A 21152-nucleotide genomic window follows, 5' to 3' on the forward strand; every position below is an offset into this window, starting at 1 on the left:
GTCCTGACCGACAACGGTGCCTGCTACAGATCGCGCAGCTTCCGCCGCCTGGTCCACCGGCTCGGCATGCGCCACCTGCGCACGCGCCCCTATACCCCGCGTACCAACGGCAAGGCCGAGCGGCTGGTCCAGACCTGCCTGCGCGAATGGGCCTACGCACGCTCCTATGCCAACTCCGAACAGCGCGCAGGCGCCCTCCCGGGCTGGCTGCACCACTACAACTGGCATCGGCTACACGCCAGTCTTGGCTACAAGCCGCCCATTACCCGCATCCCGCTGAACAACGTGCTGGGTTTACACAGCTAGCCCGGACTCCGGATTCGGATACACGGCGATACGCAGCACCGCGACGATCGCCAACAGTCCGACGATCATCAGCACCGCCGTACGCCGCACGGTCAGGGCCAGGGCGGCGACCGGGAACAGGTCGAAGAGAGCGGTGCGGAACTCGGGCGGGATGGTGTCGGGGTCCAGTGGCAGCGACATCAGCGAGGCGAGCCCGCCGCCATAGACCAGAAGCGTCGCCGCGAGCACCCCGTTGTTCTGCACGCGCAGCGTTGCTACCGAGAAGGAGCTCAGCCCCAGGGCCCCCAGTGCGGTCAGTGCCGGCGGATAGCCGATGCCGGGCACCCATCCCATCACCTCCAGCCCCGCCAGCAGTACCAGCAGGGCCGACCCCATGAGCAGCAGGACCGAGTATGCCGGCCGCGACGCTTCCAACTGGTTGGCAAGCAACTGCCCGCGCTGGGCAGGCGTCAGCAGGCTCATCGGGTCGCGGAAGATGATCTTCAGCATGCCCGCCAGCCTCGTGTGCGGGCGGGGATCGCGTGTCTTGCTGCGGATGCCGGGGGCTGCCATCGTCGGCACTCTATCGGGACCCGTGTAACGAAGATGCAGGCGGAAGCCGTCCCCAGAACGCAAGAAGCCGACCCTTGGGCCGGCTTCCACGTCGTTCTGCTGCAAATGGTCGGGGAGACAGGATTTGAACCTGCGACTTCTACGTCCCGAACGTAGCGCTCTACCAGGCTGAGCTACACCCCGACTGCAGAGCCGCGCATTTTAGACCCTGGCGCAGGGCGAGGCAATAGCCCCGTCGGTGATTGAAGCGGCAGGCGACGCCGGCCGGTAAACTGTCGGGATACCCGCCAAACCTCTCTACCTGGAGTCCCGCTTGATCAAGCCGCGTACGCCGCCCGGGGTCATGGAGCTGCTGCCTCCCGACCAGATCGCCTTCCAGCGCATGCTGGACACGATCCGCCGCAATTTCGAGCGCTTCGGCTTCCTGCCGGTGGAAACCCCGGTCATGGAGCTCTCCGAGGTGCTGCTGACCAAGTCCGGCGGCGAGACCGAGCGCCAGGTGTACTTCGTGCAATCCACCGGAGCGCTGGAGAAGGCGGGCGATGGCCTGCCGGAGATGGCGCTGCGGTTCGACCTGACCGTGCCCCTGGCCCGCTATGTCGCCGAGCACGAGCACGACCTGGCTTTCCCGTTCCGCCGCTACCAGATGCAGCGGGTGTATCGGGGTGAGCGGGCGCAGCGCGGCCGCTTCCGCGAGTTCTACCAGTGCGACATCGACGTGGTCGGCAAGGACGCGCTGAGCGTACGTTTCGACGCCGAGATCCCGGCCGTCATCCATGCGCTGTTCTCTGAGTTGGCGATCGGCAGGTTCACCATCCAGCTCAACAACCGCAAGCTGATGCGCGGCTTCTTCGAAGCGCAGGGCGTGGCTGATCCGGACCTCCAGGCCCGGGTGTTGCGGGAGGTCGACAAGCTCGACAAGCGTGGTGCCGACTACGTGCGCGACACGTTGACCGGTGAAGGATTTGGCCTGGCACCGGGTGCGGTCGCCACCATCCTGGAGTTCGTCTCGGTCCGTTCCACCTCGCACGCGGATGCGATGGCACGCCTGGATGCGCTGGGCAGCGGCAACGACGACCTGCGCGAAGGCGTGGCGGAGCTGCGCGAGGTGCTCGAACTGGTGCGTGCACTTGGCGTGCCGGAGACGGACTACGCACTCAACTTCTCGATCGCCCGCGGCCTGGACTACTACACCGGCACCGTCTACGAGACGACGCTCGACGACTATCCCCAGATCGGCTCGATCTGCTCCGGCGGCCGCTACGAGGACCTCGCCAGCCATTACAGCAAGTCGAAGCTGCCCGGTGTCGGAATTTCCATCGGGCTGACCCGCCTGTTCTGGCAGTTGCGCGAAGCGGGGCTGGTCGACGCCGCCGAAAGTACCGTGCAGGTACTGGTGACCCAGATGGACGCCAGCCGCCTCCCGCACTGCCTGGCGGTCGCCAGCGAACTGCGCCAGGGCGGGCTCAACGTCGAGGTGGTGATGGAGCCTTCCAAGCTGGGCAAGCAGTTCAAGTACGCCGACCGCGCGGGCATCCGCTTCGTTGCGGTGCTGGGCGAGGACGAAATCGCCAAGGGCACGGTGACGGTGAAGGACCTGCGCAGGGAGGATCAGTTCGAGGTCACCCGCGACGAACTCGCCCGGACCCTGAAGGTAGAGCTGGCCCAGCCGCTGGTGGAGGTGCGCGAGTGAAGCCGGTGCGCCTGGATGGCCGCTCGCTGACGCGCCCGCAACTGGTGGCGGTGGCGCACGGTGCTTCTGTGGAGCTGGATGAAGCACAGTTGCCGGCGGTCGCACGCGCGGCCGAGTTCCTGGCCGAACAGGCCGGGCGCGAAGAGCCGATCTATGGCGTGTCCACCGGCTTCGGCAGCAACGCGGATCGTCTGCTGGGCAACCAGCGCCTGCGCAATGGCGCCGGGGTCGACGCCACCAACCCGCACGAATCGCTGCACGAGGAGCTGCAGCGCAACCTGATCGTGACCCACGCGGTCTGCGTGGGTGAACCGTTCGCACCGGAAGTGGTGCGGGCGATGCTGTGCATCCGCATCAACACCCTGATGCGCGGCCACTCCGGCATCCGCGTGCAGACCCTGCAGGCGCTTGCGGCCATGCTCAATGCCGGCATCGTGCCGGTGGTGCCGCAACTGGGTTCGGTCGGCGCCTCGGGCGACCTCGCGCCGCTGTCGCACCTGGCCATCGTGCTGCTGGGTGGCGGTGAAGCCTTCTACCAGGGCGAGCGGTTGGCGGGTGCGGAAGCACTCGCGCGCGCCGGTCTGCAGCCGGTCACGCTGTCGTACAAGGAGGGCCTGGCACTCAACAACGGCACCGCGCAGATGCTCGCCTGTGGTGTGCTGGCGCTGTCGAAGCTCGAGGACCTGCTGGACACCGCCGACCTTGCCGCGGCGATGACCATCGATGCCTTCGCTGGCCGGCTGGGCGCGTTCGCCGAAGAGGTGCACGCACTCCGCCCCCATCCGGGCCAGGTGGAGGTCGCCGCGCACCTGCGCAGGCTGCTGGAGGGGTCGACGCTCGCCAATATCCCGTACCACCTGGTGCCGCGCTTCAGGCCGTGGACGCCACAGTCCTGGGGTACGGAAGAACTGCAGGCGCTGCGCTTCGATATCGGCTGGGACTGGGTGCCGCTGGCGCAGCGCCAGGGCCGCGAGAAGTTCTACACCCGCTTCCGCCCATTCCGTGGCGGCAAGAAGCACCAGCCGCAGGACAGCTATTCGCTGCGTTGCGTGCCGCAGGTCCATGGGGCCGTGCGCGACGCGGTGGCGCAGGCCGCCCGGGTGCTGGAGGTGGAGCTCAACTCCCTGACAGACAACCCGATCGTCTTCCCCGATGCCGCGGCCGAACACGTGGAGGAGCAGGTGATCTCCGCCGGCCACTTCCATGGCATGCCGCTGGCGCTGGCGATGAGCTACGTGAAGGCGGCCATCCCGGTGCTGGCGTCGATCTCCGAGCGCCGCCTCAACAAGCTGGTCGATCCCGCGACCAACGATGGCCTGCCGGCCTTCCTGATCGGCAACGAGGACGCGACCGAGTCCGGCTTCATGATCGTGCAGTACACCGCCGCCGCCATCGTCAACGACCTCGCCAGCAGGGCGATGCCGGCGTCGGTGTACTCGATCCCGACCAGTGCGAACGCCGAGGACCATGTGTCGATGGGCGCCAACGAGGCGCGGCACGTGCTGGCGATGGCGGACGATCTGGGCAAGGTGCTTGGCCTGGAGCTCTATACCGCGGCCCAGGCACTCGACCTGCGGCTGGACATGATCAATGCGGCGCGGGCCCTCGCCCGGGAGGGCGATTCCGGGGCGCTGGCGGAGAAGGTGTCCGGCATCCCGGCGGGCGCCGAGGGGCAGGGCACCTTCCACGCGGAGATCTCCGGGCTGCGGGACGAGCTGGCCGGCTCCGCGGAGTTCCGCCCGGGAGCTGCTGTCGCCGCCGCCCACGCAGTGATCCGCGAGCGCATCGGCTTCCTCGAACGCGACCGCGCGCTGGACCGCGACGTGGCCGAAGCCGTGCAACTGGTGGTCGAGGGCCGGGTGCTGGCGGCTGCCCGCTCTGCCTGACCGCGGTCGGGCCCGGCGCCCGGCCTTCCATCAGCCCAGGGCCAGCGTCCGGGGCGGCGGCACGGCATCTTCCGGGAGCCAGCGCACGCAGTCACGGCCGTCGGCCTTGGCCTGGTAGAGCGCCTCGTCCGCGCATTGCAGCGCGGCGTCGGTGTCCTCGCCTCCGAGCAGGTCGAGCTCGTGCACGCCGATGCTCGCGGTGACCGCAATGCTCCGTCCTCCGCTTTCGCAGGGCGAGGCCCGAAGCTGCCTCACCAGCTCCGCCGCCACGGCCGTGGCCGCCGTCCGTCCCAGGTCCGGCAGGCCAACCACGAACTCCTCGCCGCCGAAGCGTGCCAGCAGCGCCTCGTGCGGACGCAACGCCTGCCCCACCACATGGGCGGCCCAGCGCAGGCAGTCATCGCCGACGAGGTGGCCGTGGCAGTCGTTGATCTGCTTGAAGTGGTCCAGGTCGATCATCAGCAGCGAGAGCGGGCGGCCGTTCGCGCGCGCGCGGGCAATCAACTGCCCGAAGCCTTCGCGGAAGTGGGCCCGGGTGTGCAGGCCGGTCAATCCGTCGCGCCGGCTGGATTCGCGCAGCCGCGCATGGGCATCGCCGAGTTGGGCAAGCGCGTTGCGCAGCTCGGTGGTGCGCTCCTCCACCTGGCGTTCCAGTTCCGCCTTGGCCCGGTGCACGATGCGCTCGTTCTCGTTGCGCAGCGCTGCATAGCGGTAGCCCAGGGCGACCGAAAGCAGCAACATCTCCAGCGCGGAACCGATCTGCACGCCATAGATGGTGACGAAGGTCTTCGGCAACAGGCCGAACGCCACGGCCGCGATCATCGCCGTGCCGAGCAGGAACATGCTCCAGGCCAGCAGGAACAGCCGCGCCGGCTTGTAACCCCGCGACATCACCACGATCGATTCAATAGCGATCCAGGCAATGCTCACGAACACCGCCGCCGACGCCAGCGGGGTGGAGATCCGGTAGGGCAGCTGCAGCGAGGCGATCGCCAGCAGCACGAAGAAGCCGATCATTGCCAGGCCGACCCGGTCCCCGAAGCGCCAGCGCTCATGCAGTTCCAGGAAATGGCGCGCGAACTGCTGCATCCCCACCTGGGCCAGGCAGATGGACAGCGGCACCGCCCGGTCCGCGAACCATGGTGAATCCGGCCACAGGTACTGGAAGCCCAGCCCATTGAGGGTGAACAGCACCAGCCCGAAGGCGATGATGTGCAGCAGGTACCAGAGGTAACTGGCGTCGCGCAGCATCAGCCACAACACCAGGTTGTAGACGAACAGGGCCAGCAGGATGCCGTAGTACAGGCCGATGCCCCATTGCGCATCGTGCATGGCCTCTGCGAGCGAGGCGGGTGTGTGCAGCACCAGTGGCACCTGCATCGAGCTCTGGCTGCGGACCCGGAGCAGGAGGTCGACCGGCTCGCCGGCGGGCAGCAGCAGCTCGAAGCTCGGCATGTGGTACTCCACCGCGCGCCGGGCGAATGGCAGGTTGTCTCCGCCGGCTGCATGGCGCACCTGGCCATCGGCACCGACCACGTACAGGTCCAGCCGATCGCTCAACGGATAGTCCTGCACGAGGAAGCGTTTCTGCTCGCCCGGATCATGGTTCACCACCCGCACGTGGAACCAGAAGGCGCCCGGCTGGAAGCCGAAAGCAGGATTGCCCTGGGGCAGGGGCTCGAAACCGCCCGACGCCGCCAGGCGCCTCGCACCGGCCACGCGGAGCTCGCCATCCGGATCGTGGTGGAAGCTGACGTAGGGAGACAACCCGACGCTGCCGGTGTCCGGCTGCAGCTCCACGGTCACCGGGGGAGCCACTTGATGCGTGGCCGCCTGCAACGGGACAGCCACCGCGACGACGCTCGGCGTAAGCCATGCCGATGCCACCAGCAGTATCCAGAATCGGGCCGCAGCCCCGAAGCGGCGCATGTCCTGTCGTCCTCCCCGGCGCACCGTCGGCACGCGTTGATCCAGCATCGCAATGGGTACTAGCCCCACGGGGCTGCATGGCTCGATGAACGCACTGTGCCGCCAGAACCGGCCTTGACCCACCGCCGCTCCTGCCCTAATGTACTAACACGTTATTACATTGACACACGATGAAACGTCGCCCCTCCACCAGCGCAACCGATGTCGATGTCCTCGACGAACTCGCCTCCGCATTCGCGGCGCTCCGCGGCGCCGACGAAGTCAGGAGCTTCCTTGAGGACCTTTGTACGCCGGCGGAGCTGGAGGCGATGACGGACCGCTGGCGGGTGGTCCCCCTGCTGATGGAGCAGGTCCCGTATCGCGAGATCCACGACCGCACCGCGGTCAGCGTAACCACCATCGGCCGCGTCGCCCGCACCATCGAAACCGGCGCCGGTGGCTATGCCGCCGCGATCCGACGCACACGACCCCGGGGCGCCTGAGCCTCCCGTATTCCAGGAATTCCGATGTCCCCACCCAATGCCACACCCCGCGATCGCCTGCGCATCGCGATCCAGAAGAGCGGCCGCCTGGCCGACCCCGCCAGGGCGCTGCTGGCCTCCTGCGGCCTCAGCTGGCGGGAAAGCCGCGACCGCCTGTTCTGCTACGGCGAGACCCTGCCGGTGGACCTGCTGCTGGTTCGCGACGACGACATCCCCGGCCTGATTGCCGATGGTGTCTGCGATCTTGGCGTGGTCGGCCGTAACGTCATGACCGAGCAGGACGGTGAGCGCCGGGCGGCCGGAAAGCCCACGGCCTATCGGGAGCTGCGTGCGCTCGGGTTCGGTGACTGCCGGCTTGCGCTGGCGGTGCCGGAGGGGTGGGAGTGGAAGTCCCCGCGGCAGCTGGACGGCATGCGCATCGCCACCAGCTATCCCGCGCTGCTGTCGCAGTGGCTTGCGGACGAAGGCGTATCCGCGGAGGTGGTGCTGCTGTCGGGTTCGGTCGAGATCGCGCCCCGGCTTGGCCAGGCCGATGCCATCTGCGACCTGGTCTCCAGTGGCGCCACGCTGGCGGCGAACCAGCTCAAGCCGGTGGCGACCCTGTTCGAGAGCGAAGCGGTGCTGGCCGGGCCGGTGCACGAGTTCGACGCCGCCCGCGGAGAGCTGGCGTCGATGCTGTTGCGCCGGCTCGATGGGGCGCTGCGGATCCGCCACAGCAAGCTGTTGATGTTCCAGGCCGAGCGCGCCTCCCTGCCGGCCTTGCTGCCCTTGCTGCCCGATGCCGAAGCGCCGACGGTGATGCAGATCGATGGTGCCGACCACCTCGCACTGCAGGCGTTATGCCACGGCGCAGTCACCTGGCAACGGCTGGAAGAACTGAAGCGGGCCGGAGCGAGCGGGCTGATGGTGTTGCCGGTCGAGGGCATGCTGGCATGAAGCGATTGCAGTGGAGCCGGCTTGATTCCGTTGCCCGCCGCGAGGCGCTGCGCCGGCCGGCGCAGGTGACCGCCGAAGACACCCGCGTGGCGGTCGGTGCGTTGCTGGAGCAGGTGCGGACCGGAGGCGACGACGCGGTGCGGGCTTTGACCGCGCGATTCGATGGCGTCGACCTCGAAGCGGTTGAAGTGACCGGAGCCGAATTCGCCGCGGCGCAGGAGGCCGTGTCGGCCTCCCTGCGGGCCGCGATCGACGCCGCTGCCGGCAGGATCGAAGCCTTCCACCTGGCAGGCATGACGCAGCCGTATGCCGTAGATACCGCTCCCGGCGTGCGCTGCGAACGCATCCTCCGCCCCATCCGGCGGGTCGGGCTGTACGTGCCGGCGGGTTCGGCGCCGTTGCCATCGACGGCCTTGATGCTGGGCGTGCCGGCGCGGCTGGCGGGTTGCCCGGAGCCGGTGATGTGCACCCCACCACGGAAGGACGGAAGTGCCGATCCGGCAGTGCTTGTCGCTGCCGCGCGCTGCGGGATCCGCCGGGTGTTCAAGGTGGGCGGCGTGCAGGCGATCGCGGCGATGGCCTTCGGCACTGCGAGCATCCCGGCCTGCGACAAGTTGTTCGGCCCCGGCAACGCCTGGGTGACCGAAGCCAAGCGCCAAGTGTCGATGGCGGAAGGGGGCGCGGCGATCGACATGCCCGCTGGCCCTTCGGAAGTGCTGGTCATCGCCGATGCGGGGGCTCCGGCCGAATTCGTGGCCGCCGACCTGCTGTCGCAGGCCGAGCATGGCCCCGATTCCCAGGTGATCCTGGTGAGCAACGACGAGGACCTGCTGGATCGCGTGGCCGTCGCGATCGGGGAGCAACTGGCGGAACTGCCGCGCTCGGCGATCGCGCGCCAGGCGTTGGCTGATTCTCCAATGATCCGCGTCGACTCCCTGGAGGACGCCATCGCGATCAGCAACGAGTACGCGCCCGAGCACCTGATACTGGCGCTGCGCGACGCGCGCGCCTGGCTCCCGCGGGTGCAGGCTGCCGGTTCGGTGTTCCTGGGCGACTGGTCGCCGGAAGCGCTGGGGGACTACTGCAGCGGTACCAACCATGTCCTGCCGACCGGCGGCGCGGCCCGCTGCACCGGTGGCCTGAACGTGTCCAGCTTTCAGGTGGCGATCACGGTGCAGGAAGTGGACCGGCGCGGGCTGCAGGCGATCGGCCCGTGCGCCGTCGAGCTCGCCAACGCCGAGGGGCTTGGCGCACATGCCCGTGCTGTCTCAGTACGGCTGGATGCAGCATGAGACCGCCCAGCCACATCGCGTCGACGGACCCCCGTACGCTGGTCCGCGAGGATCTTCGCGACTTCACCGGCTATGTGTCGGCACGTGGCACCACGGCCGCCGGCAACGCGTGGCTCAATGCCAACGAATCGCCGTGGACCAACGGCAGCCCGGGCACGGAGCGTCTCCGGCGCTACCCGGATCCGCAGCCGCACGCCCTGCGCGAGTCGTTGGCGAAGTTGTATGGCGCCAAGGTTGACCAATTGCTGGTCGGACGGGGCAGCGACGAGGCCATCGACCTGTTGCTGCGCGCGCTGTGTCGTCCGGGCGGTGATGCGGTGCTGACATGCCCGCCGACGTTCGGCATGTATGCGGTGTGCGCGCGGCTGCACGGGACGCGCGTGGTGGAGGTGCCACTGCAGGATCTTCCGGCCGAAGGCTTTGCCTGTGACTTCGCGCGGGTTGGTGACGTTGCACTGGAGGAGGGGGTCCGCCTGGTGTTCCTGTGCTCGCCCGGCAATCCCACCGGAAACCTGCTGCCACTGGATGCCATCGAAACCCTTGCCATTCGTCTGGATGGGCAGGCCATCGTGGTGGTGGACGAGGCCTACGGTGAGTTTGCCGAAGCCGAATCCGCCGTCTCCCTGCTAACTGGCCGACGCAACATCGCCGTGCTGCGCACGTTGTCGAAGGCGCACGCGTTGGCCGGGGCCCGCATCGGAAGCGTCATTGCCGACGCTTCGCTGATCGAGGTGCTGCGGCGCTGCCAGGCGCCGTATCCGGTGCCGGAGCCGTGTGTTGCGGTCGCCCGGCAGGCGGTGGCGCCGGCCGTGCTGGTCGACACACGGGTCAAGGTCGGGCGCGTGGTGGCCGAGCGCGCAAGGCTGCGTGCGAGGCTCGAAGCTTCGCCCGGTGTCGTGCGCGTGTATCCATCGCGGGCGAACTTCCTGCTGGTGCGTTTCTCGGATGCCGAGGCGGCGTACCGGCGGCTGTTGGACGCCGGCATCGTGGTGCGTGACCAACGCACTGCCCCGGGCCTGGGCGACGCGCTGCGCATCACCATCGGTACCCCGGAGCAGAACGACCGGGTCATCAACGCCGTCGTCGGCATGGAGCAACCCGCATGAGTGCCCTCACGCCGCTGCTGTTCGTCGATCGCGACGGCACCCTGATCGAGGAGCCCGATGACTTCCAGATCGACCGCTTCGACAAACTGCGCCTGGTGCGTGGTGTCATCCCGGCGATGCTGGAGCTGCGCGACGCCGGCTACCAGTTCGTGATGGTCAGCAACCAGGATGGCCTCGGGACCGACGCATTTCCCCGGGAAGATTTCGACGGCCCGCACGGGCTGATGATGCAGGTGTTCGAGAGCCAGGGCATCGTCTTCCGCGATGTGCTGGTGGACTGCAGCCTGCCCGCGGACAACGCGCCTACGCGCAAGCCCGGCATCGGCCTCGCGCTGCCCTACCTCAAGGACCGCACCATCGACTGGAGCCGCTCGGCCATGGTCGGGGACCGCGAAACCGACAATGCGTTCGCCCGCAACCTTGGCATCCGTGCCTTCCAGTTGCGCACGCCGCAGTTCGGCGGCGACTGGGACTGGCCTGGCATCGCCCATGAGCTGGCGCGCGCGCCGCGCACCGCCACGGTGGAGCGCAAGACCAAGGAGACCGCGATCCAGGTGAGTGTCGACCTGGATCGCACCGTCGAGCCGGCGGTACGCACCGGCCTGCCGTTCTTCGACCACATGCTGGAGCAGCTCGGCAAGCACGGCGCGTTCGCGCTGTCGCTCACCTGCGAGGGCGACCTGCAGGTGGACGAGCACCACACCATCGAGGACTGTGCACTGGCGCTGGGTACAGCACTACGGGAAGCGCTGGGCGACAAACGTGGCATCGGGCGATACGGCTTCTGCCTGCCGATGGACGAGGCGCTCGCGAGCGTGGCGCTGGATATCTCCGGCCGCGCCTATTTCGTGTTCGACGGGGATTTCCGGCGCGAGCGGGTGGGCGACATGCCGACCGAGCTGGTGCCGCACTTCTTCCGCTCGCTGTGCGACGCCGCCGGTCTCAACATGAACCTGAAGGTGCAGGGCGACAACGACCACCACAAGGTCGAGGCCTGCTTCAAGGTGGTCGCGCGCGCGTTGCGCCAGGCGCTGCGCCGCGAAGGCAACGAGTTGCCGAGCACCAAGGGGGCGCTGTGACCGGGGTGGTGCTGGTGGATGCCGGCGGCGCGAACCTGGGCTCGGTCCGCTACGCGTTCGAGCGGCTGGGGGCGCGGGTGGAAGTAAGCGCCGACCCCGGCATCATTTCCTCCGCGGAACGGGTCATCCTCCCGGGCGTCGGCGCTGCCGCGGCCGGCATGGCCAGGCTGCACGAGCTCGGACTGGTGTCGGTGCTGCGTGGGCTGCGCCAGCCATTGCTCGGCATCTGCCTGGGCATGCAGTTGCTCTACGAATCATCCGAGGAAGGCGGCGTGCCGTGCCTGGGGCTTTTGCCCGGACGGGTGGCGCGCATGTCCGCGGCCGATGGCGCCCGGATCCCGCACATGGGCTGGAACCGCCTTGAGCTGGTGGGAGAGCCGGATCCGCTGCTGGATGGCATGGGCGGAGGCGAATGGGCGTATTTCGTGCATGGCTATGCCGCGCCGGTGGGTCCGGAAACGATCGCACGATGCGTGCACGGCACCCCCTTCAGTGCTGTGGTACGTGCCGGCAACCGCTGGGGCGCCCAGTTCCACCCCGAACGTTCCGCCGGCGCCGGTGCGCGCCTGCTGGGCAATTTCCTGTCGGAGCGCCTGCAATGAGCATGATGGACAACACCGGCGTCCAGGCGCCGGAGGCCGGCTTCACCCTGCTGCCCGCGATCGACGTGCGCGAGGGCCGGGTGGTACGGCTGCGGCAGGGTGACTACGCATCGGAGACCCGCTACCCGGTGGAACCGCTGGAAGCGGCCCGCGCCTACGCCACGGCCGGGGCGGGATGGCTGCACCTGGTCGATCTCGACGCCGCCCGCGCGGGTGGCTACACACTCAAGCCACTGCTGGCCGAGCTGAAGGCGACCACTGCACTGCAGGTGCAAACGGGCGGCGGCGTGCGCGATGAATCGGGCCTGCGCGCCATCTTCGATGCGGGCGCCGACCGCGTCGTGATCGGCTCCCTGGCGGTGCGGGAGCCGGAAATGATCGCGGGATGGCTGGCCGACTTCGGGCCGGAGCGCATCACCGTCGCTCTGGACGCGCGGCAGGCCTCCGATGGGCGATGGCTGCTGCCGACTGCCGGCTGGACACGCGACAGCGGCGTTGAGCTCGAACCGCTGCTTCGCCACTACATGGATGCGGGCCTGCGCCACCTGCTGTGCACCGACATCGCGAAGGACGGCATGCTCGCCGGCCCCAACCTTGGCCTGTACCGGCAACTGCACGCCATCGCTCCGGATGTGCTGTTGCAGGCGTCCGGCGGCATCCGCGACGTCGCCGATGTCAGGGCTGCGCGTGATGCAGGATGCGCGGCAGCGGTGCTGGGCAAGGCCTTGCTCGACGGCCGGCTCGACCTGGTGGGTGCGCTGGCGGAGGAGCGTGCGCCATGTTGAGCCGGCGCATCATTCCCTGCCTCGACGTGCGCGAGGGGCGGGTGGTCAAGGGCGTGCGCTTTCGCGACCACGTCGACATGGGCGACATCGTCGAGCTGGCGCTGCGGTATCGCGACGAAGGCGCCGACGAGCTGGTGTTCTACGACATCACCGCCAGCCCGGAAGGGCGCAGTGTGGGAGTGGAATGGGTCGAGCGCGTGGCCCGGGCCATTGACATCCCGTTCTGCGTGGCCGGCGGCATCCGCAGTGTCGAGCAGGCACGCCGGGTGCTACATGCCGGTGCCGACAAGGTGTCGGTGAACACGCCCGCGCTGCTGCGGCCGGAGCTGGTTGCCGAGCTGGCGGAGGCGTTCGGCGTGCAGTGCGTGGTGGTCGGCATCGACAGCCTGCGCGACGGCGACGGCGAGTGGCGGGTGCGACAGTTCACCGGCGATCCGGACCGGACACAGGCACTGCCCCGACGGACCCTGGACTGGGTGGTCGAGGTGCAGGCGCTGGGCGCGGGCGAAGTGGTGTTGAACTGCATGGGCAGCGACGGTGTGCGTGCCGGCTACGACCTCGAACAGCTGCGTGCGGTCAGGGCGGTGTGCGCGGTCCCGTTGATCGCCTCGGGTGGCGCCGGTACGCCGGGACACTTCGCCGAGGCCTTCAAGCAGGCCGATGTCGACGGCGCCCTTGCCGCCAGCGTCTTCCACTCCGGTGCCATTGCCATTCCCCCACTCAAGCGATACCTGCAAGGGCAGGGCATCGAGGTGCGCCATGGTTGACTCCGTCACCGTCGAAGGTGATTTCCCCGATCCTTCAACGCTTGCCTGGGATGCGGCGACCGGCCTGTTGCCGGCCATCGTCCAGGATGCCGACACGCTCCGTGTGCTGATGCTCGGCTACATGGACCGGCAGGCGCTGCAGGCCACGCGTGAGAAGGGGCAGGTGACCTTCTACAGCCGCAGCCGCCAACGGCAGTGGACCAAGGGCGAGAGCTCGGGCAACGTGCTGGACCTGGTGGGGATCGAGACCGATTGCGACGCCGACACCTTGCTGGTCCTCGCGCGCCCGCGCGGGCCGACCTGCCACCTCGACCGCACCAGTTGCTTTCCGGACGCGCCCGGGGACTTCCTGGCCGAACTCGACGTCCTGGTGGCAGACCGTGAGCGCGAACGGCCGGAAGGCAGCTACACGACCCGCCTGTTCGAATCCGGCGTACGTCGGATTGCGCAGAAGGTGGGCGAAGAGGGCGTCGAAACGGCCTTGGCGGCGGTGGCCCAGGACGACCAGGCACTGCTGGGGGAGGCCGCCGACCTGTTGTTCCACCTGCAGGTCCTGCTGCGCGCCCGTGGCCTTGGCCTCGGTGACGCTGTCGACATGCTGCGCACCCGCCACCGGTGACATGTAGGAGCGGCTTCAGCCGCGATCCGAGACTCGAGCTCAGGTCTCAGCCCCCGATCGCGGCTGAAGCCGCTCCTACAAAATCCGCGGCCTTGAAGGAGAATGGCGGCATGGATCCGACCGAAGCACGGCCCGCGCCCGCCACCCACTCCTGCCGCCACTCGCTTGGCCGTGGCCTGCTCATGGCTTTGGCATTGGCCGTGCCCCCCGCCGCCATCGCCGCCGAGCCCTGCAACGCCGGCTACGTGTTCGAGAATCGCGACCCCGCCAACGGCCAGGTCGTAGACGGCCCCGGCATTCCCGACGTCAAGGTGTCGGATGGCGTCCACATCGTCACCACCGACGCCGACGGCCGCTACGAGTTGCCTGCGGTGGACGGTCGAACCACCTTCGTGATCAAGCCGCCGGGCTACGCCATGCCGGATCGGGGCAACGGACTGCCGGACTACTGGCGCAACCTGCGCACGCAGCCCGGGCCGCCCGTCCGGTTCGGGGGCATTCCCGTGGAGGATGCCAATTGCCGGAACTTCCCGCTGGTCCCGGCCGCCGCCGGCGATGACGAGCTGCAGGTACTGGTCTTCGCCGATCCCCAGGTGAAGTCGGAAGTGGACGTGGACTACTACCACCGCGACATCATCCAGCCGTTGCTGGAGCAGGGTGCCAACGCCGACCTGGGCCTGACGCTCGGGGACGTGGTCGACGATGACCTCTCCCTGTATCCGGCGCTGAACGCGCACACCGCCTCGCTAGGGGTGCCATGGCTGCATGTGGCGGGCAACCACGACATGGATCTGGACGCCGGGCGGGACGACGATGCTCTGCTCAGCTTCCGCCACGTGTTCGGCCCCGACACCTTCGCCTGGGAGGAGCAGCGGGCTACATTCCTGCTGCTCGACGACGTCATCCACCAGCCCGGACAGTCCCCGGCCTACATCGGCGGCTTCCGGGAGGAGCAGTTCCGCTTCCTGGAGGCCTACCTGCCCACGGTGCCGGTCGAGCGCCTGCTGGTGGTCGCACTGCATATCCCGCTGTTCGAACCGGACGGTCGCGACACCTTCCGCGACGCCGACCGCGAGCGGTTGTTCACCCTGCTGTCCCGGTTCCCGAACGTGCTGCTGCTCAGCGCGCACAACCACACGCAACAGCATGTCTTCCATGATGCGACCAGTGGATGGCAGGGAAGCGAGCCACTGCACGAGTTCAACGTCGGTGCGGTCTGCGGGGCATTCTGGTCGGGCGTGGAGGATGCGCAGGGCATTCCCGACACGACCATGGCGGATGGCACCCCGAACGGCTTCGCCCGCCTGCGCGTGGGTGCCGGTGGCCAGTACGCCCTCAGCTGGCATCCCGCGCGGCTGCCGGCGGGTGATCCCGCACTGACGGAGGCCATGGCGCTCCACGCTCCGCGCGTGCTTCGTCGTGGCGCCTATCCGGCCTGGGGCGTCTACGCGAACGTCTTCATGGGCATGGACGACAGCCGCGTCGAATTCCGTATCGATGATGGCGCCTGGAAGCCGATGCGGCGTGTCGAACGCCCGGATCCGCGCCTGCTGGTGGAGAACGTGCGCGACGACGAGGCCATCGCCCTGCGCGGTTTCGACCGGTCGCCGGAAGCCCAGCCCGGCAAGCATCTCTGGCGGGGGGCACTGCCGACCGACCTGGAGGCCGGCGAGCACCGGGTGGAGGTCCGGGTGTTCGACCCGTGGACGGGCGAGCAACGCGCGAGTACGACCTACGAGTTACAGGACGCCGGCGAATAGCCGGCGTGCGCTAGAGGCGCAACTTCATGCCTTCGTGGGAGGCGACGAAGCCGAGGTCCTCATAGAAGCGTAGGGCCTCCGGACGCGCCTTGTCCGTGGTGAGTTGCAGCAGATGGCAGCCACGCTCCCGTGAACGTTCAATCGCCCAGTCGAACATGCGGCGGCCAAGTCCGAGCGACCTCGAACCCGAATCGACCCTCACCCCTTCCACCAGGGCGCGCCAGCCGCCCTGGTGGGTGATGTGGGGGATGAAGGTCAGTTGCAGAACGCCTTTGACCGCGCCCAGAAGCTCCAGCACGACAAGCTCGTTGTTCGGGTCGCCGTCGATCGCACTGAAGGCGGCGACATAGGTGTCCGGGAGGGGCGACCGGTATTGCTCGCGTGTTGCACCCAGCGGGTCATCGGCCAACATCCGGACGATGTCCGGCAGGTCACCGAGTGTGGCCGTGCGGATTCGCACCGTTTCGCCATCCGGATATCCGATGCGCTGGTTCAACCGATCGCGACCTCCGCGAAACTCTCGACGCGCCGGTGGCCATTCGTGGCATCTCCGTGGCGCGGCTGCGGGTAGTCTTCCAGCCGGTCCACCAGGACGGTCTGCAGGCCGGCTTTGCGCGCGGCATCGAGTTCTTCGACGACGTCGGACAGGAACAGGATTTCACTGGCGGGTGCATCGATCGAGGCGGCGATGCTCCGGTAACTGCCGGCCTCCCGCTTTCCGCCGACCTCGGTGTCGAACCAGCCGGAGATCAGATGGGTGAGGTCACCGGCGTCGCTGTGCCCGAAAAACAGCCGCTGCGCCGGCACGCTGCCCGACGAATAGACGTACAGCGGGGTGCCTTCCGCTTTCCAGCGCTGCAGCGACTCGGCCGCGTCGGGGTAGATGTGGGCGGTGAAATCGGCGGTGGCGTAGCCGTCGGCCCAGATCATGCCCTGCAGTGCCTTGAGCGCGGTGTGCTTGCGGTCCTGGTCGATCCAACCCTGCAGGACTTCGACCACCACCGCGTCCTGGCAGACGCCGCCGTTTTCGGTGGCCACCACGTCCAGCCACTTGCGCACCGCCGGGTCCTGCGCGCGCGCCTTGACGAAGCCCGGCAGCGCCTTGCGCGCGTATGGGAACAGCACGTCCTTGACGAACGAGATGCTGCTGGTGGTGCCCTCGATGTCGGTCAGCACGGCCGAGACGGGTGCGCTCATCGGCCGGCCTCCGGATCCAGTCGCGGGAAGCGCTGCGCGATGTCGGTGCCGGTGAAGTGGCCGACCCAGCCATCGGGCTCGGTGAAGAACCGGATGGCGACGAAGCTGGGTTCCGGCCCCATGTCGAACCAGTGGGTGGTGCCATCGGGGACCGCGATCAGGTCACCGGCCTCGCACAGCACCTCGTAGACCCCGTCGCCGACGTGCAGCGTGAACAGGCCGGACCCGGCGACGAAGAAGCGAACCTCGTCTTCCTTGTGGAAGTGTTCGTCGAGGAACTTGCGCCGCATCTCTTCCCGGTTCGGATTGTCCGGCGCGATGCTGACGACGTCGACGCTCTTGAAGCCGCGTTCCGCCACCAGCCGGTCGATGTCCGCTCTGTAGGCAGCCATGATCACCTCGGGGGCATCGCCAGGGGCCACCGGCTGGCTCGCCTCCCATTGCTCGAACGCGACGCCGATGCGCCCGAGTTCTTCGGCCATCCGGCCGCGATCCGTCGTGCTGCTGACCGGCGTCCCGGGTTCGTTCTCGGCAAAAATCCGAAGTCGGCTCACGCGTGCAGTCTCCTCAGTTCAAGCTCGCAGGCGATCAGGAACTCGAACGCCTCCAGGTGGCGGCGCGCCTCGCCCATGTCGCGGCCCCAGGCGTACAGGCCGTGGCCGTCTATCAGGTAGCCCCACACGGGCTGGTTGTCGAGCAGCGCGTCGACCTGGGCGGCGAGGGTGTGCATGTCCTGGCTGTTGGGCAGGACCGGCAGGTCGATCGCCGCCTCGTGGGTGGTGTTGCCATTGAAGGCCTTCAGCAGCTCGTACCCTTCCAGCCGCAGCTGGCCGGCTCCGGCGTACAGCCGCGATGCCACCGTCTGGTTGAGCGAGTGGGTGTGCAGCACGCATCCGACGTCGGGGAAACGCGCGTAAAGCTGCGTATGCAGCAGGGTCTCCGCGGACGGGCGGTGGTCGGTCGCGACCGCGCTGCCCGACAGGTCGACCACCATGACGTCGTCATCCGTGAGCCGGCCCTTGTCGCGGCCGGAAACGGTGATCGCCACGTGCCGCTCGTCGAGCCGCATGGAGAAGTTGCTGCTGGTAGCGGGCGTCCAGCCGCGCGCGGAAAGCTCGCGCACGGAAGAGGCGATCTCGCTGGCGCAGCGGGCCAGCCGCTGCGCGTCATAGGGCCGGTTTTCCATCCCGGCAGTTTATCGCGAAGCCGGCGTGGACGCCGGCCCTCGCGGATCAGAACAGGACGTTCAGCAGCACCGCCAGCACCAGCAGCGGGGCGACCACGCGCACCAGCCAGCGCCACAGCGTGAACAGGGCAGGCGACAGCCCCTTGAGCTGCTCGCGCAGCACCGATTCCTTCAGCGCCCAACCCGCGAACAGCGCGATCAGCAGCCCGCCCAGCGGCAGCATGATCTCGCTGGCGACCAGTTCGATGAAGCCCATGATGTCGCGGTCGAAGATGCGCACGTCCGACAGCACGTTGAGCGACAGCACCGACGCCAGGCCGAGCACCCAGCACAGGGCAGCCATGGACAGCGCGGCCGTGCGGCGGCTGGTGCGGCCCCGCTCCACCAGGTAGGCGGTGGCCGGCTCCAGCAGGGAGATCGAGGAGGTCCAGGCAGCGACGAACAGCAGTCCGAAGAACAGCAGGCCGTAGATCACGCCCATCGACATCGCGTTGAACGCCAGCGGCAGCGAGGTGAAGATCAGGCCGGGACCACCACCCGCGGGGTCGATGCCGAAAGCGATCACGATCGGGAAGATCGCAAGGCCCGCCAGCAGTGCCACGCCCGTATCGGCGACCGCGACCACCGCGCCGGTTTTGGGGATCGAGACGTCTTTCGGCAGGTAGGCGCCGTAGGTCATCATCGTGCACATGCCAAGGCTGAGGGTGAAGAAGGCCTGGCCCAGCGCCGCCACGAACACGCCTCCGTTGACCTTCGACCAGTCCGGCTGGAACAGGAAGGCTGCAGCCTGCCCGAGGTGCCCCGTCGTGGCGCCATAGCCCACCAGCAACAACAGCATCAGGAACAGCGCCGGCATCAGGAAGCTGACCGCCCGCTCCAGGCCCTTCTCCACGCCCAGTGCGACCACGCCCACCGTCAGCAACATGAAGGCGGCGTGCCAGAAGGTCAGTTCAAGCGGATCGGCGAGCAGGGCACTGAAGGCGGCGGCGGGATCATCGATCGGGGCACCGCCGAAGAGTTGCATCAGGTACAGCCAGGCGTAGTGCAGCGTCCAGCCGCCGACCACGCTGTAGAAGCTCAGGATCAGCACGCCGGCGATGATGCCGATCCAGCCGATGCCGGCCCAGGCTTTGGCCGCGCCTGTTTCGCGCGCAAGGTCGAGCAGGGTGTTGACCGGGCTGCGGCGGCCATGGCGGCCAAGCAGGATCTCGGCGATCAGCACCGGCAGGCCGACCAGGAAGATGCAGCCCATGTACACCAGCACGAACGCGCCGCCGCCGTTGTCGGAGACCAGGTACGGGAAGCGCCAGATGTTGCCCAGCCCGACGGCCGAGCCCGTGGCTGCGAGGATGAAGGCGAGGCGCGATGACCACATGCCGTGGATCGAGGTCTTTTCCATGGGAAGGCTCAGGCTCTGGTACCGGTAGTGGACGGGGCGGCTTCAGGCGACATCGAATCGCGCGGAGGCATGCGCAGGATCTTGAATCCCGCATACGCCAGGACGGCCGCCACCAAGGGGCTGGCGAGGTTGAAGAACGCGTACGGCAGGTAATCGAGGGTGGCGACGCCCAGCGTCGCGGCCATGTAGGCACCGCAGGTATTCCACGGCACCAGGGGCGAGGTGATGGTGCCGCCATCTTCCAGTGCCCGGGACAGGTTCACCGGTGCCAGCCCGCGCTTCTCGTACTCGGGGCGGAACAGGCGCCCGGTCAGCACGATCGCCATGTACTGGTCGGCCGCCACCACGTTGGCTCCGATCGCAGTGCCCAGGGTCGCGGTGATCAGCGAGCCGGTGGAGCGCGCCGCCTTGAGCACGCTGCGGATCATGCGCTCGAGCAGGCCGGTGGATTCCATGACCGCGCCGAAGCCCATCGCGCAGACGATCAGCCACACCGTGTTGAGCATGCTGGACATGCCGCCGCGGGTGAGCAGGTCGTCCACCGCGGCGTTGCCGGTGCTGGCGTTGTAGCCGTCGAACATCGCCATCCACGCGCCCGAAAGCAGCGCCATCGGGCGGGCCAGGGTTTCCCTGTCGGCGAGTTTGACCACCAGTTCGGGCTGGAAGATCACCGCGAACACCGCGCCGAGCAGCGCGCCGATCAGGATGCTGGGGAAGGCGGGAAAGCGCATCGCCGCCAGCGCGAATACCACGGCCATCGGGATCAGCAGGTACCAGCCCAGGTCGAACTGCGCCCCGAGCACCTGCGGAAGGTCACCGAAGGCGTCGCCGCCCACGCCCGCCGCCTGGCTGCCCATACCCATGATCGCGAACAGGACCAGCGCGATCAGGAAGCTCGGACCGGTCGTCCAGATCATGTGGCGGATGTGCTCGAACAGCTCGCTGCCCGCGGCCGCCGGCGCGATGTTGGTGGTGTCCGACAGCGGGGACATCTTGTCGCCGAAGTAGGCGCCGGAGATCACGGCGCCGGCGGTGATTGCCGGGGACATGTCCAGCCCCTGCGCGACGCCGATCAGGGCCACGCCGAGCGTGCCCGCGACCGTCCACGAGCTGCCGATCGCAAGGGCGACGATCGCGCAGATCAGGCACACCGCCGGGAAGAAGAACGAGGGGTGCAACAGCTTCAGCCCGTACACGATCAGGGTCGGTACGGTGCCGCTGAGGATCCACGTGCCGATCAGCGCACCCACGGCGAGGAGGATGAAGATAGGCACGATCGCCAGCGAGATGCCGCGTACCAGGCTGTCCTGGATGTCGTCCCAGCGCATCCCGTTGCGGATGCCGACCAGCGCGGCGACACCGCCGGCAATCATCAGCGAGACCTGGTTGGCGCCGTAGGAGGCGTTGTCGCCGTAGAGGTAGACCGCGGCGCCCAGCAACAGGACAAGAAGCAGCAGCGGCAGCAAAGCCTGCAGCAGGGAGGGCTCCCTGGGCGCTGCAGTGCTCATCCGCAGTGGATTCCGCACGGGTGCGGGGACAGGATCATGGGTACCGGGCGGCCCGCCGAAGCGCTCGG

Annotated in this window: 21 protein-coding genes and 1 tRNA gene; 13 read left to right on the forward strand and 9 right to left on the reverse strand. The window is 68.4% G+C overall.

Going from position 1 to position 21152, the window contains the following annotated elements:
- A partial coding sequence (locus tag B5D37_RS09640; RefSeq protein WP_143814063.1) for an integrase core domain-containing protein occupies positions 1-306 on the forward strand: 306 nt, incomplete at its 5' end.
- On the opposite strand, the gene B5D37_RS09645 is transcribed toward B5D37_RS09640, so the two are convergent.
- Complete coding sequence (locus B5D37_RS09645; protein WP_078758526.1) at positions 295-795, reverse strand: hypothetical protein; 501 nt, start codon at positions 793-795, stop codon at positions 295-297. The two genes, B5D37_RS09640 and B5D37_RS09645, sit on opposite strands and share 12 nt — an antisense overlap.
- A 169-nt stretch (positions 796-964) precedes the next feature.
- Positions 965-1041 (reverse strand) — tRNA-Pro (locus tag B5D37_RS09650).
- Between the two features lie 130 nt (positions 1042-1171).
- On the opposite strand from B5D37_RS09650, the gene hisS reads away from it, so the two are divergent.
- Positions 1172-2551 carry a histidine--tRNA ligase gene (hisS, locus tag B5D37_RS09655; protein WP_078758527.1) on the forward strand — a complete coding sequence of 460 codons (1380 nt, stop codon included), beginning with the start codon at positions 1172-1174 and terminating at the stop codon, positions 2549-2551.
- Entirely contained in the window at positions 2548-4437 is a 1890-nt protein-coding gene (locus B5D37_RS09660; RefSeq protein ID WP_143814249.1) for an HAL/PAL/TAL family ammonia-lyase, read from the forward strand. Before hisS ends, B5D37_RS09660 begins: the two co-directional genes overlap by 4 nt.
- A gap of 30 nt (positions 4438-4467) precedes the next feature.
- Here B5D37_RS09660 and B5D37_RS09665 read toward each other — a convergent pair whose 3' ends face one another.
- On the reverse strand, positions 4468-6366 hold the full coding sequence (locus tag B5D37_RS09665) for a sensor domain-containing diguanylate cyclase (RefSeq protein WP_159447375.1): 1899 nt from the start codon (positions 6364-6366) through the stop codon (positions 4468-4470).
- A gap of 170 nt (positions 6367-6536) precedes the next feature.
- On the opposite strand from B5D37_RS09665, the gene B5D37_RS09670 reads away from it, so the two are divergent.
- The 10 genes from B5D37_RS09670 (at position 6537) to B5D37_RS09715 (ending at position 15794) form a co-directional block, all read left to right on the forward strand.
- A complete protein-coding gene (locus B5D37_RS09670) occupies positions 6537-6848 on the forward strand; it encodes a YerC/YecD family TrpR-related protein (RefSeq protein WP_078758529.1) in 312 nt (103 codons plus the stop codon).
- Positions 6849-6872: 24 nt separating this feature from the next.
- The gene (gene hisG, locus B5D37_RS09675) at positions 6873-7784 is read left to right on the forward strand and encodes an ATP phosphoribosyltransferase (RefSeq protein ID WP_078758530.1); all 912 of its coding nucleotides are present in this window, start codon (positions 6873-6875) and stop codon (positions 7782-7784) included.
- The gene (gene hisD / locus B5D37_RS09680; RefSeq protein WP_078758531.1) at positions 7781-9076 is read left to right on the forward strand and encodes a histidinol dehydrogenase; all 1296 of its coding nucleotides are present in this window, start codon (positions 7781-7783) and stop codon (positions 9074-9076) included. Before hisG ends, hisD begins: the two co-directional genes overlap by 4 nt.
- Positions 9073-10182 carry a histidinol-phosphate transaminase gene (hisC, locus tag B5D37_RS09685; RefSeq protein WP_078758532.1) on the forward strand — a complete coding sequence of 370 codons (1110 nt, stop codon included), beginning with the start codon at positions 9073-9075 and terminating at the stop codon, positions 10180-10182. Before hisD ends, hisC begins: the two co-directional genes overlap by 4 nt.
- Positions 10179-11261, forward strand: a complete 1083-nt coding sequence (gene hisB / locus B5D37_RS09690) for a bifunctional histidinol-phosphatase/imidazoleglycerol-phosphate dehydratase HisB (protein ID WP_078758533.1) — start codon at positions 10179-10181, stop codon at positions 11259-11261. Before hisC ends, hisB begins: the two co-directional genes overlap by 4 nt.
- Positions 11258-11863, forward strand: a complete 606-nt coding sequence (hisH, locus tag B5D37_RS09695) for an imidazole glycerol phosphate synthase subunit HisH (protein WP_078758534.1) — start codon at positions 11258-11260, stop codon at positions 11861-11863. Before hisB ends, hisH begins: the two co-directional genes overlap by 4 nt.
- 5 nt (positions 11864-11868) lie before the next feature.
- Complete coding sequence (locus tag B5D37_RS09700; RefSeq protein WP_234987805.1) at positions 11869-12648, forward strand: 1-(5-phosphoribosyl)-5-[(5-phosphoribosylamino)methylideneamino]imidazole-4-carboxamide isomerase; 780 nt, start codon at positions 11869-11871, stop codon at positions 12646-12648.
- Entirely contained in the window at positions 12642-13415 is a 774-nt protein-coding gene (gene hisF / locus B5D37_RS09705; RefSeq protein WP_078758536.1) for an imidazole glycerol phosphate synthase subunit HisF, read from the forward strand. The genes B5D37_RS09700 and hisF overlap by 7 nt, the downstream gene beginning before the upstream one ends.
- Positions 13408-14034 (forward strand): bifunctional phosphoribosyl-AMP cyclohydrolase/phosphoribosyl-ATP diphosphatase HisIE, encoded by a 627-nt coding sequence (gene hisIE, locus B5D37_RS09710; RefSeq protein ID WP_078758537.1) that lies wholly within the window; start codon positions 13408-13410, stop codon positions 14032-14034. Before hisF ends, hisIE begins: the two co-directional genes overlap by 8 nt.
- A gap of 110 nt (positions 14035-14144) precedes the next feature.
- The gene (locus B5D37_RS09715) at positions 14145-15794 is read left to right on the forward strand and encodes a calcineurin-like phosphoesterase C-terminal domain-containing protein (protein WP_078758632.1); all 1650 of its coding nucleotides are present in this window, start codon (positions 14145-14147) and stop codon (positions 15792-15794) included.
- 10 nt (positions 15795-15804) lie between these two features.
- Here B5D37_RS09715 and B5D37_RS09720 read toward each other — a convergent pair whose 3' ends face one another.
- From B5D37_RS09720 to nhaC, 6 genes are read right to left on the reverse strand one after another with little or no spacing between them, the layout of a single operon-like run.
- Positions 15805-16290: a GNAT family N-acetyltransferase gene (locus tag B5D37_RS09720; protein ID WP_234987797.1), complete on the reverse strand. Its 486-nt coding sequence runs from the start codon at positions 16288-16290 to the stop codon at positions 15805-15807.
- A complete protein-coding gene (gene mtnC / locus B5D37_RS09725; RefSeq protein ID WP_078758538.1) occupies positions 16287-16991 on the reverse strand; it encodes an acireductone synthase in 705 nt (234 codons plus the stop codon). The genes B5D37_RS09720 and mtnC overlap by 4 nt, the downstream gene beginning before the upstream one ends.
- Complete coding sequence (locus tag B5D37_RS09730; protein ID WP_078758539.1) at positions 16988-17545, reverse strand: 1,2-dihydroxy-3-keto-5-methylthiopentene dioxygenase; 558 nt, start codon at positions 17543-17545, stop codon at positions 16988-16990. The genes mtnC and B5D37_RS09730 overlap by 4 nt, the downstream gene beginning before the upstream one ends.
- Positions 17542-18177: a methylthioribulose 1-phosphate dehydratase gene (locus B5D37_RS09735; RefSeq protein ID WP_078758540.1), complete on the reverse strand. Its 636-nt coding sequence runs from the start codon at positions 18175-18177 to the stop codon at positions 17542-17544. Before B5D37_RS09735 ends, B5D37_RS09730 begins: the two co-directional genes overlap by 4 nt.
- Before the next feature lie 46 nt (positions 18178-18223).
- Entirely contained in the window at positions 18224-19576 is a 1353-nt protein-coding gene (locus B5D37_RS09740; protein ID WP_078758541.1) for a sodium-dependent transporter, read from the reverse strand.
- An 8-nt stretch (positions 19577-19584) separates the two neighbouring features.
- Positions 19585-21084, reverse strand: a complete 1500-nt coding sequence (gene nhaC / locus B5D37_RS09745; RefSeq protein ID WP_078758542.1) for a Na+/H+ antiporter NhaC — start codon at positions 21082-21084, stop codon at positions 19585-19587.
- Positions 21085-21152 lie beyond the last annotated feature (68 nt).

It is taken from the genome of Lysobacter spongiicola DSM 21749 (assembly GCF_900167055.1).
Taxonomy (GTDB): Bacteria; Pseudomonadota; Gammaproteobacteria; order Xanthomonadales; family Xanthomonadaceae; genus Novilysobacter; species Novilysobacter spongiicola.